This window comes from Bradyrhizobium sp. ORS 375 (assembly GCF_000239775.1).
Taxonomy (GTDB): domain Bacteria; phylum Pseudomonadota; class Alphaproteobacteria; order Rhizobiales; family Xanthobacteraceae; genus Bradyrhizobium.
In genome coordinates this window covers 1-10483 of sequence record NZ_CAFI01000242.1, presented here as the reverse complement: position 1 = coordinate 10483, position 10483 = coordinate 1, and the positions used below count along the sequence as shown (strand labels likewise).

Below are 10483 nucleotides of genomic sequence, written 5' to 3'. Positions count from 1 at the left end.
TCGAACCTGCTGCGAGTGGGCCGCGCGCGAGCGGCGGAAGCCCCAGGAGCGTGCAATGGAGGGACCGGCGGTGTAGCCGACGACGGCGCCCGCGACTGCGCCGACCGGGCCGAACACGACCGCGCCTGACAGCGCGCCGAGCGCGGCGTCGCCGCCGCGATGCTCGTCCGCCCGTGCAGACATCGCGCCGGATGTCGCAAGTGCGAGTGCAAGCGCCGTTGTGGCCAACATTCTGGTCATGCGGTGTCCCCTCCGTCTCACCAGCGCCGAATTGACCGACAAATGTGGCGAGAAGAATGCGGCCATGGGACGACATGGTGCGCCGGGGTGCCGCACTGGGATGGCCCTGCGCGGCGCTGTCAGCTCTGCGTCACTCTGCGCGAGCCGTATTTCGCGCGCCATTTCGGACCGGGCCCTCGCATGTAGTAGCGCTCGGGACGGTACGGATCGCTGACCAGCGCGAGGAAGCTCTTCCAGCGATCGCGCAACGCAGCCAGGCGACGAGTTCCGGAAACGAACATGTCGAAGCGCCTCGCGGTCAGTGCATGAGGCCGAGAACGGACGAGAACGGCACCGCGAAGATCTCCTCGTCGAGATCGTCGGCGACGTGAAGGACCCAGTCACGCCAGTCCTCCTCGCTCTCCGCCGAGATCAGCGCGTGCATCACGCGCGTGGCGTGATCGCGCGCCTCGGAGAGATCGAGGACCGCGGTTCCGCGCCGGTCGATCAGGATCTCGTCGTCGTTGGAGCAATGAAAGAAGACCTGCGCCATGCCGCGCTCCTCAGCCACCATCGAAGATTCTGGCACACCAGTAACAGCGCTGGGCCCTGCATGGAATTACGATTGAGCCCGTAAGGTAAATTACGGGCGCAGTGTGGCCTTTTGGAACCGCATTCGCCGTGACTGCACTCACACAAGGGTGCTGATTTTGGAACTCCGCGTGTCTCGCATGGTTAAGGGCGGATTCCAGTGCGATAGGAGCACCAGGCATGATGTCGGAAACCCAGATTCATGCAGTCGCCCGCCAGATGCTCGAGATGCATGGTGCCGCGGCAATCGCCAAGGCTGCGCAAAAGGCGCAGCAATGCGAGACGGGCGGCGAGATCGACGAAGCGCGGGAATGGCGTCACATCGCCGAGGCGATGAAGATCATGCGCGGACCGCATCAGAGCTGACGCGAGGATTCTGTTTTACAGAATTTCGGATCGGGACACCGAGAGGCGCCGCGCGACTCTGCTGTGCGGCGACGACGGCTCGTGTTCCCGTCAAGACCGCGCCGTCGCATTCTCATCCTGGTTTCCGACCCAATTTGCCCGCAAGATTCAGGCAATGATTCGGCAGCGGATTCGCCGTTGACCAACGTCGTCGGCACGACCGCCGTCCAGGGATATTGCCATGGTCTTTTTCAAGCGTGAGCTGAGCCCGGTCGAAATCTTCGAGCGCGCGCTGAAGGACAAGCAGGCCACGCGTCAGCGACTCGCCGAGCGGCTGCGGGTGGCCGAGCAGGCGTTCGAGGAGAAGCGCGTCGCCGCCGAGCGGCTTGCCAAGGCGGGCGCCAGCAACGGCCAGCTCGACCGCGCCGAATCGAAGATGCAGGCGGTCGAGCAGAAGGCCAAGGCACTACGTGCAGCGGTTGCCGAATGCGACGAGCAGATCATTCTGGCGGAACGAGCGCTTGCCGAAGCCGTCGCGCAGCGTGACCGCGATCGGGCGGCGAATGAGATCGAGGCGGTGGCCGCGGCCATCGAGCAGGCCGTTCCGCGCTTCGAGATCGGCGCAGCCGCGCTCGTGGATGCGGTCACGCGCGGCCGCGCGGCCCTGACCGAGGCCAGCCGTTTCGCCGGCGACGTCGACGACATCCGTCGCGAGGTGTTGTCGGCGGCCGAGCTGATCTGCTGGGAGCTGCGTGCGGCTGCGACGCGCACCCGCGCCGGCAACATCAACGTGGCGCTGCTGAGCCCGCCGGAGGTCAGACAGCTGCCCGCTCCCGAAACCGACCGCCAGATGATCTACACGCTCAATCCGCTGACCTGGCGCGAGGGCGAGGAGGTGAAGCGCGCCGCCGCCTTCACCATGACGGCGCTGCCCAAGGCGCTGCTGCCGCTGGCGCTAGCCCATCAGCACGTCGACTATCTCAATGCCCGCCGGGTGCAGACGCTGATGCATGTTCATGGCAGCGGGCCGCAGCAGAGCGAGCCGCTGCCGGATGATCCGGCGCTGATCGATCTCGACGCGCTGGGCGCGCCGGCCGAGGAGACACCGCGCGCCGATGTCGCCTGACCGGGGTGGGCGGGGCAGGGCGCCTCGGTGCAGCACGGTCGTGGCTGCGCGGCTCGGAGCGACGCTGGCGCTGCTGCTCATGGTTGTCAGTAGCGCCGGCGCGGAAAACCTCGATGCCGGAAAATCCGGTGCGCGGCTGTTTGCCGACAGTTGTGCAACCTGCCACCGCTCGGCGCGCGGACTTGCCAAGGGTCGCTTCCGCCTGACGCTGTATCTGTTCCTGCAGCAGCATTACACGAGCAGCGCCGAGTCGGCGTCGGCGCTCAGCGCCTATCTGCAATCGGTGGATGCGCCGGCAGCCCCGGCGGGGCGCAAGCCTAGTCCTGCGCGGCGATCGAGGGGTGAGCCACAGCCGCCGCGTCCGCCGCTGCCGGTGCGGGGACGCTAGATCCGGCGCCTCGCGGTTGCGCTGCACGGCTTCGGCTGCCGCGCGGCCGAGCGAAGCGGACGGGCTCGCCATGCGACGGCCGACGTCGTCCGCAAATTCCCGGACGTCGCCATCCGGGTGTGGCCGTCCCGTGCAACCTGGGCTATGCTCCAGACTGGGGTGGTCGACCCGCCTCGATGGACCCGGCCGCGCGCGTCGATCTCGTGCCTTGTCCTGAACCGTGCCTGCCAGAGAAGCGTCTTCCCGATTTGTGTTTTGCCGAGTGGTGTTTTTTGGCGTTGTGTCTTGAGCTGTCTGAGGCGGGGCAGCAGCGATGATGACCTTACCGGAGCTCGCGGCAGCGGCGCTGGAGCGTTTCCTGAGCTCCTACATGCGCCGGCGGTTCGGATCCTCCCACACCCAGCTGTCGGAGATGCTCCCGGCGGCTGCGCGCACGGCGTTGGAATGCATCGGCAACAGCGACGCGCTCTATCACAATGTCGAGCATACGCTGCTGGTGACGCTCGCGGGCCATGAGATCCTGCGCGGCCGCGCGTTGCACAGCCACATGACCGCGGACGATTACGTCCACGTGATCATGGCCTGTCTGCTCCACGACATCGGCTACGTCCGGGGACTGTTCAAGGAGGACGATGGCGAGGGGTTCGTGGTCGATCGCGGCGGCCGCAAGGTCTGCCTGCCGCGCGGCTCCTCGGATGCCAGCCTGATGCCGTATCACGTCGATCGCTCGAAGCTGTATGTCATCAACCGCATCGAGGGCATGGCGCCGCTCGACAAGGACCGTATCGCTCGTGCCATCGAGGGCACGCGGTTTCCGCCGCTCGCCGGCCAGCAGTTCGACGAAGAGCAGTCGATCGTGCGCGCCGCCGATCTCATCGGCCAGCTCGGCGATCCCAACTACATCCGCAAGGCCAACGCGCTGTATCACGAGTTCGAGGAGGTCGGCATCAACCGGCAGCTCGGCTACGGCTCGCCGGCCGACATCGTCAACCGCTATCCGCAGTTCTATTGGAACAGCGTCGCGCCGCACATCCAGACCGAGATCCGCTATCTCAACATGACCTCGACGGGGCGGCAGTGGATCGCCAATCTCTACGCCAACGTCTTCCGCGCCGAGCGCGACATCTCGTTGTCCGGGCCGCAGAGCTAGCGCCGCCCGCCGACCTCGTCGATAAGCGCGAGCAGGTCGGCAGGATCCTCATAGACGCGAATGGCGCCGGACTGGCGCAACTCCTCCGAGCCGTAGCCGCCGCTCAGCAGACCGACGCCGAGCGCGCGACAGCGCGTCGCGGCCAGCATGTCCCAGATGCTGTCGCCGACCACGACCGCGCGCTCGATCGGCACGTCCAGCCGCGCGGCGGCGGCCAGAAACAGGTCGGGATCAGGCTTGGCATAGCGGACCTCGTCGCGGGTCACGACCGCGCTCTGCTTGGCATCGACGCCGAGCGCGGCGAGATTGACCGCGGCGGTCTCCATGCGGCCGCTGGTCGCGATCGCCCAGGGAATGCCGGAGTCAGTGAGAAACGCCAGCAGCTCGCGCGCGCCAGGCAGGGGGCGGACCTGGCGTCCGAGCTCCTGATAGGCCGCGGCATGCGCGCGCCGGAGGCGCTCGATCCGATCGGGATCCATCGTAAAGCCGGTTTCGCGCAGCAGCTGGTTGGTGAACAACCCGCCGCTCATGCCGATCTTGCGATGGATGCGCCAGACCGAAAGCTCGATGCTCTCGGCATCGAGCGCGGTCTTCCATGCCAGCACATGCTGGTAGACGCTGTCGACCAGCGTGCCGTCGAGGTCGAACAGGAAGGCGGTCTCGATGCGCATGGTTTGCTCCGGCGGTAGGGCACAGAGCCAAGCGGTCAATGCGGTCGCGGGTTCCTTCGCAAACCCGCGACCATTCCGCATCGAACGGCACAAGCGCTGGCGCAAATCGCCAGCGCTTCACGTGCATGGGCTCAGCCCTTCGGACGGATGAAGCCGGCGAGCGTCTTCTTGTGCTCCTCGCACCAGTTGGTCATCCCGAGGCGGCGCTGATCCATGTCGATGGCCTGCGTGGCCACCGCAACTTCGGCCATCAGGTCATCGTCCTGCTTCTGGCCCATCTTGCCGCCGGTGTGCATGTAGGCGATCGCCTGGCGCACCTTCTCCGTGGTGCCGTCGGGCATCTGCATATCCTGCGCCTTCTTGACCAGGTCCTGATAGACGACGTCGATGCCGGGGCATTCCACCTTGGTGGCGAAGGCCTCGAGCACCATGGTCGTATAGACGTGGCGCGGCTCGGCGCTCACCGGAGCCACGGCGGCGGCCGTCAGCACGGCGGCAATGGTCAACTTCATACCCATACGCAAGGCTACCTCCCGTTTATTTTCGGGAAGGCTAGCGTCTGACCGCAGCGCGATCAACAACGAGGGCAATGCAACACGCGCGATTTGATCGCGTCGCGCGGCCGGCTACTTGCTCAGCCGACGCTCCTGCTCCTTGAGCAGCACATCCAGCTCCTCGCTCTGCTGCGCCAGACGGTCGGCATTGCGCTCTTCGTCGGCGGCGCCGGACTGCGAGGCGGCCTGCTCGGTGATCTGGCGGATGTTGTCGCGCAGGATCGCGATGCGGTCGGCGAGCTCGGCGGCAGACAGGTTGGTCGGATCGGTCAGGCTCATGAACCCCTCGCATGCACTTGATCAGGCGCAGTTCCTTAGCTCGGAAAGCCGCGTCGGGACAAGTGTATCGGGGCGCGCCGTCAACCGCGCCAGAGCTCGCCGGCGAGATCCGCCGGGGCCTCTGTCGACGAGCTCAGCGCACCGGCATCGGCGGCCGTACCACCGGCTGGTCCGGATCGGCCGCGGCGGGGGCGGACGGCAGGGCCATCGGCGCCGGAGGCGGCGGAACCATGGCTGTTGTCGCGGGCGCTGGCGGTCGCGGCCGATGCGGCACCGGCGCTCCCGGCTGGGCGGGAGCTGCGGCGGCGGTCGCCGGGCGCGGTGCGGGACGCCGGATCGTCTGTCCGATCGCCTGCGGATCGAACGGCCGTGCTTCGGCCGTGCGCTCGCTGGTTCTTTCGCTGGGCTTGGCTTCGGCGACCCGCGCCATCTCGCGAGCCATCTGCTCCTGGCCCGATTTGAGCTGGGCGAGGCTCGTCTTCAGCTCCGTGATCTGCTGGTTGAGCGTTGCGAGGTCGTGGGCCATCGACTGCAGCAGCTGGGCCTGCTCCTGCGAGGCGCTTGCACCAATCGCGCCGGTCGCGGGCTCCTGCGCCGGCGACGGCGAAGCCGCGGCCGTCTCCTGCGTCGACACCGCAGCAGCCGGCTGGGCCGCATCCTTGTCGGCATTCGACGCCAGCGAAATCCGCGGCATCCAATGCGCGATCACCTCCTGGGCCTGATCGCCATAGCTCTGCCAGGCCGCCGCGGCGACCGCGCTGCCGACCGCGAACAGGACGGCCAGGACGGTGCGCACCACCCAGGTGCCGAGCGTGGTGCGTCCCTCGGCTGCGGCGAGGCCGGCGCCGGCCGCGGTCTGCGTTCGATACTCCGGATCGATCTTGGGAGAGGGGACTTCGGGTGGCCGCTGCGCGCTGCGCCGATCGGCGTCTGCGCCCGGTCGATCAGCACGGGCCGCCAGCACGATCTCGGGGTCGATTACGGCATGCGGCTGCTGATCGCCGTCTTTCGTCGTCGTTGCAAGCATTGACGCTTCGTCCTCCGTTGTCGTCCGCCTCACGGCGGCGCTCGGCGCCGTCCTGATATCTCCTACCAAACGCGTCGTCGTACTTAGTCTCTTGTTCCAACGTGCCGTGGCAGGAAGCCTATCGAGGCAGCAACGTCCCGTGGCACCCATGTCCGATGACGAGGTCCTCCGATGACGAGGTCCTTCGATGTGGACTACGCCACCCGCTGCTCGGCCCGGAGGCCGCCTTGAACGGAACCTGGATACCGATTGTCCCGCGTGCTCACACGTCTGCATGTGCACGATAGTGGTCTTGGATCATCTTGGCCCTGCCTGCGGTGCTCCGGAACGTCCCATCCACGTTCCGCCGCCCCGCGGCTCGGCCGATTCCTTCGTGTACTCCGCAGTCTCTGCCATATCCGGCCAAACCAAGGCAAAGGCATGGCCGTCATGCGCGCGACCATCACGTCGGCCGCGCTGGGGCGAGCATAGACCTAATACGCGGCGAAGGCTACCCGATGGTATCTCCGGCGTGCCCGGCCAACCTTGCCCAGCGATCAGTGCTTCACGATGTCATCGGCCGGCAGCCAGATCTCGCAGCGCAGGCCGCTCGGCTCGAAGCGCCTGACGACGCGCGCGCCGACATCATAGGGCAGCATCTGCTCGAGCAGAACCGTGCCGAAGCCGTGCCGGCTCGCTCCGAGCACGCGGCCCGACAGGCCGGTCTCGATCCAGTCGATGACGAGCCAGCGGATCGCATCACGCTCCTCGAGACGCCACGCGATGTTGATGAATCCGCGCGGCATCGTCAGCGCGCCGAATTTCAGCGCGTTCGTCGCGAGCTCATGCATCGCGAGCCCGATGCTCTCGGCCGCCTTCGGCTTGATCCGAAGCGCAGGGCCCGACAGCGAGTACTGCCGATCCTCGCGCGCGGCGCCGGCGCGCAACTCATCAGCAATCAGCTCGGTCAGGTCGAAGCCGGCCAGCGGATCGCGCGTGACCACGGCCTGGATGCGCGACAGCGCGGCGATGCGGCCCTCGAGGTGGCCCGCGAAATCCTCGACGCTTTCGCTGGAATCGCCGGTGCGCCGAATGATCGAGCGGATCACCGCGAGCAGGTTGCGTACGCGGTGCTGCAACTCGGCGAGCAGCAGTCTTTGGTGATCGGCCGCCTCGACCAGCGCCGTGATGTCCTGCGTGATGCCGCCGATTCGCTGCACCCGCCCAGCCGCGTCGACCATCGGGAAGCTCCGGATGCGGAGCCAGCGCACCGCGCCATCGGTCTGCCGGATGATCCGGAAATCGAAGCTGTCGCGCTCGCCCTGCCGGGCGCGTTCGAGGCCGTCGACCGCGCGGGCGCGATACTCCGGCAGCATCAGCTCGATCCACGGGGTCAGGTGATCGCCCTGCAGCACGGCCGCGAGCTGCACGCCATAGATCGTCTCGAAGGCCGGGCTGAGATACTCCCACTGCATGTTGCCGGCGTCGCGGATCCACAACACGTCCGAGGAGGCCTCGCCGAACTGACGGAAGCGCGCTTCGCTGTCGCGCAGCGCCGCTTCGGTCCGCTTGCGATCGTCGATGTTCATCGCCAGCTCGACCAGCGTGCCGTCGCCGATGTCGCGACCGGCGAACATCATCCAGGCGCGCTCGCCGTCCTTGCGGAAATACTCCTTTTCGTAGGGACCGATCCGGCCCGTGCGCTTCAAATTCTCGATCTGCGACGTCGAGCTCTCGACCCATTCCGGCGGCGTCAGGCTCTGCCATGTGAGCTGTCGGCTCCGCACCTCCTCGCGCGAATAGCCGGTCATGTCGAGGAAGGCGTCGTTGGCGTCGATCAAGGTGCCCTCTTCATGATCGAAGAACAACACGCCGACCGAGTCGATCTCCAGCAGGCGATGCAGCCGATGCGAACTCGTGCCGCTGCCGGCCACGCGGGAGTCGGCCGGCGCAGGCGACGCATGATGGTCGAGCTGGCGGCAGCTCAGCTGTGCGGCAAGCTCGGGATCCGATTGCGTCAGCGTGTGCAGGTCGGAATCGATCGGCAGCTCGGGATGCGCCTCGGCCCAGAAATGCGCCATGCGCAGATAGGCCAGGAAACCCGCAAGCAGCTCAAATTTCGTGTCGCCGAACGCCTGACGGATCGCCAGCCGGGCGCGGGCGGCCGCCGCGGTGGGCTGGAACAGCGCCGCGGCCGCGGCGAACAGGTCGGTTTCCGTTTCGCTGCGCGGCTCAGGAATCGGACGCGACGTCCCGACCGCCTCGAGCCGGTCGAGCGCCGCGGCGACATGGGGGGCATCCGTGAGGGGAAGCGAGAGCAACTGCCGCGCCTGATCGAGGGTTTCCGGACGGCTCGTCGAATCGCCCGCAGGCCAGCCAAGCCCGATCAGGAAGCCGAAATGGCGCGTCAGGCAATAGGCCGAGCCGGCGAGGCGCGACAGATGAACGGCGAGTCGCTCCTTGAACAGGGGCGGCAATGGGGCGTCGAGATAGGCGCATTTGGCGAGTTGCCACAGCTGTCGGGTGGCCTCCGGCGCCGACGGGGGCGGCCGGAATAGATTGGGCATCAGCCCCAGGCGCTGCACGATCTCCCGCTCGAACGCTCCATCGTCCATACGCTGTTCGACCATTGCCGTTTCCCCGGCACCATGCCCGAGCCGGCCGGCCTGGCGCAAGTCGCAGGCCCTGGGCGCAGGAACGTCTCACTCGTTCGAATCGAGCTGACGGCCTTCACGGTCCAGATGCAAGTAGTTCGCGTTGAACAGCCCGGCGCTCATGAGGCGATCCAGATCGGGCAGCACCAGCATCTTGCCCTTCAGCACGATCAGGTTGCTGGCCCGCAGCTCCTGAAGCGTGCGGTTGACATGGACCTTCGACAGCCCTGTGGCCTCGGCGAGATCGGCCTGCGTGAGCGGAAAGCTGCAGCTGTGGTCGTCGGCGAGGCCGGCCAGCCGCAGGCGGAAGAACAGCTCGCACAACAGATGCGCCATGCGCTCGGAGGCGGTGCGCTGTCCGAGGTTCATGGTCCATTCGCGCTGGATCGCGGCATTGACCAGCGTCTCCCACCAGAATGCCGTCGCAATGCGCGGATAGCCGGCGCTGATCTCGTCGAAGAACTCGCGGGGCAGGTCGGCGATCGACACCGGCGTGATGGTGCCGATCGAATGGTCCATTTCGCGCAGGATGAAGATGTTGAGGTCGCAGATGTCGCCGGGCAGGAAGAACGACACGATCTGGCGGCGACCATCTTCGAGCTGCTTGTAGCGACAGGCCCAGCCGTTCAGGATCAGGTGGACGTCCTTCGGCTTCTCGCCCTCGCGCGCAATGTCGGTACGCGGCGCAAACGTCCTGACCCGCTGTGCTGCCGCGCGGTTGAGCATCAGGCGATCGGCCGCCGAAAGGCGGACAAAGTTCTCGAGTTTGCGGACCAAGTGGCTCAAGGAGCGGTTCCCCCGTGCTGGTTATAGGGGTTCCATGCGGTGCGCCGACAATAACTTATGTTAGCACGATGCCTCATCATTTGTAGATCTTTGTGCCCATGCGACGGAACGAACCGCTGGACTGTTTCACGCCGAGCGCCTGCGCAGAGGGTATTTGAGATGTCGCAGAGATCACCGCCACATCGCGATGGAACTAATTGTCATACTTTTGGAGTGCGGCGATCTGGTCCTCAACTGCGCCGCGAATATTAAGACCCCTTTTAGGTGCGGCTGCTTAGGTGAACCAAATCATTCAAATGGAAACGCTTCATGCGCGTAGGTCAGCTTTTCGCATTATCGATGCTTTCAGTCACGGCCCTGGCATGCGTGCTCGGGGGTGAGGTTCTGGTCACTCATTATCGCGCCTATGAGAGCCGAACAGAGGCGATCAAATCGGTCGACGGGTTCGGGGCCGTGCTTCTCGCTGGTCAAGCGGTGGCCGGACTTCGCGCGCCGTTCGTGACCCCGATGTTCCAGGACGCTCCCGCCACGGCGGCCCAACAGGACGCGGTCGACAAGGCCGGTCAGCAGGCGGACGCCGCGATTGCCAAGGCGAAGATGGCGGTCGAGACGCTCTCCGACAGCCGGTCCATTCTCGATGGCCTCAATGCGGCGAAGACGAAGCTGACCGATGTGCGCGCGATGGTCGACCGCGCCGTGAAGGTTCCGTTGAAC

The 10483-nt window shown here is 66.4% G+C and carries 12 protein-coding genes and 2 pseudogenes; 5 read left to right on the top strand and 9 right to left on the bottom strand.

Annotation, left to right across the window (positions count from 1 at the left end):
* The 3 genes and pseudogenes from BRAO375_RS19125 to BRAO375_RS19120 all read right to left on the bottom strand — a co-directional run.
* Positions 1-240, bottom strand: a pseudogene (locus BRAO375_RS19125) (hypothetical protein); the annotation flags it as partial.
* A gap of 119 nt (positions 241-359) precedes the next feature.
* Complete coding sequence (locus BRAO375_RS38105) at positions 360-521, bottom strand: hypothetical protein (RefSeq protein ID WP_009029103.1); 162 nt, start codon at positions 519-521, stop codon at positions 360-362.
* A gap of 17 nt (positions 522-538) precedes the next feature.
* Complete coding sequence (locus tag BRAO375_RS19120; RefSeq protein WP_009029102.1) at positions 539-772, bottom strand: DUF6894 family protein; 234 nt, start codon at positions 770-772, stop codon at positions 539-541.
* Positions 773-993: 221 nt separating this feature from the next.
* Here BRAO375_RS19120 and BRAO375_RS19115 point away from each other — a divergent pair, with 221 nt between their 5' ends.
* From BRAO375_RS19115 to BRAO375_RS19100, 4 genes are all read left to right on the top strand, one after another.
* Positions 994-1176 (top strand): hypothetical protein, encoded by a 183-nt coding sequence (locus tag BRAO375_RS19115; RefSeq protein ID WP_009029101.1) that lies wholly within the window; start codon positions 994-996, stop codon positions 1174-1176.
* Positions 1177-1396: 220 nt separating this feature from the next.
* Positions 1397-2281, top strand: coding sequence for a hypothetical protein (locus BRAO375_RS19110; RefSeq protein WP_009029100.1), 885 nt, complete (start codon positions 1397-1399; stop codon positions 2279-2281).
* The gene (locus BRAO375_RS19105; protein ID WP_052536105.1) at positions 2271-2669 is read left to right on the top strand and encodes a hypothetical protein; all 399 of its coding nucleotides are present in this window, start codon (positions 2271-2273) and stop codon (positions 2667-2669) included. The genes BRAO375_RS19110 and BRAO375_RS19105 overlap by 11 nt, the downstream gene beginning before the upstream one ends.
* A 313-nt stretch (positions 2670-2982) precedes the next feature.
* Positions 2983-3819: an HD domain-containing protein gene (locus BRAO375_RS19100; RefSeq protein ID WP_009029098.1), complete on the top strand. Its 837-nt coding sequence runs from the start codon at positions 2983-2985 to the stop codon at positions 3817-3819.
* On the opposite strand, the gene BRAO375_RS19095 is transcribed toward BRAO375_RS19100, so the two are convergent.
* From BRAO375_RS19095 to BRAO375_RS19070, 6 genes are all read right to left on the bottom strand, one after another.
* A complete protein-coding gene (locus BRAO375_RS19095) occupies positions 3816-4490 on the bottom strand; it encodes an HAD family hydrolase (RefSeq protein WP_009029097.1) in 675 nt (224 codons plus the stop codon). The genes BRAO375_RS19100 and BRAO375_RS19095 overlap by 4 nt on opposite strands.
* A 131-nt stretch (positions 4491-4621) precedes the next feature.
* Entirely contained in the window at positions 4622-5008 is a 387-nt protein-coding gene (locus BRAO375_RS19090) for a hypothetical protein (protein ID WP_009029096.1), read from the bottom strand.
* A gap of 108 nt (positions 5009-5116) precedes the next feature.
* Complete coding sequence (locus BRAO375_RS19085) at positions 5117-5323, bottom strand: hypothetical protein (RefSeq protein WP_009029095.1); 207 nt, start codon at positions 5321-5323, stop codon at positions 5117-5119.
* A gap of 133 nt (positions 5324-5456) precedes the next feature.
* Positions 5457-6350: a hypothetical protein gene (locus BRAO375_RS19080; RefSeq protein ID WP_009029094.1), complete on the bottom strand. Its 894-nt coding sequence runs from the start codon at positions 6348-6350 to the stop codon at positions 5457-5459.
* A gap of 536 nt (positions 6351-6886) precedes the next feature.
* The gene (locus BRAO375_RS19075; RefSeq protein WP_009029093.1) at positions 6887-8959 is read right to left on the bottom strand and encodes a sensor histidine kinase; all 2073 of its coding nucleotides are present in this window, start codon (positions 8957-8959) and stop codon (positions 6887-6889) included.
* 72 nt (positions 8960-9031) lie between these two features.
* Positions 9032-9769 (bottom strand): Crp/Fnr family transcriptional regulator, encoded by a 738-nt coding sequence (locus BRAO375_RS19070; RefSeq protein ID WP_009029092.1) that lies wholly within the window; start codon positions 9767-9769, stop codon positions 9032-9034.
* A 339-nt stretch (positions 9770-10108) separates the two neighbouring features.
* Here BRAO375_RS19070 and BRAO375_RS19065 point away from each other — a divergent pair.
* Positions 10109-10483: pseudogene (locus tag BRAO375_RS19065) on the top strand (methyl-accepting chemotaxis protein); the annotation flags it as partial.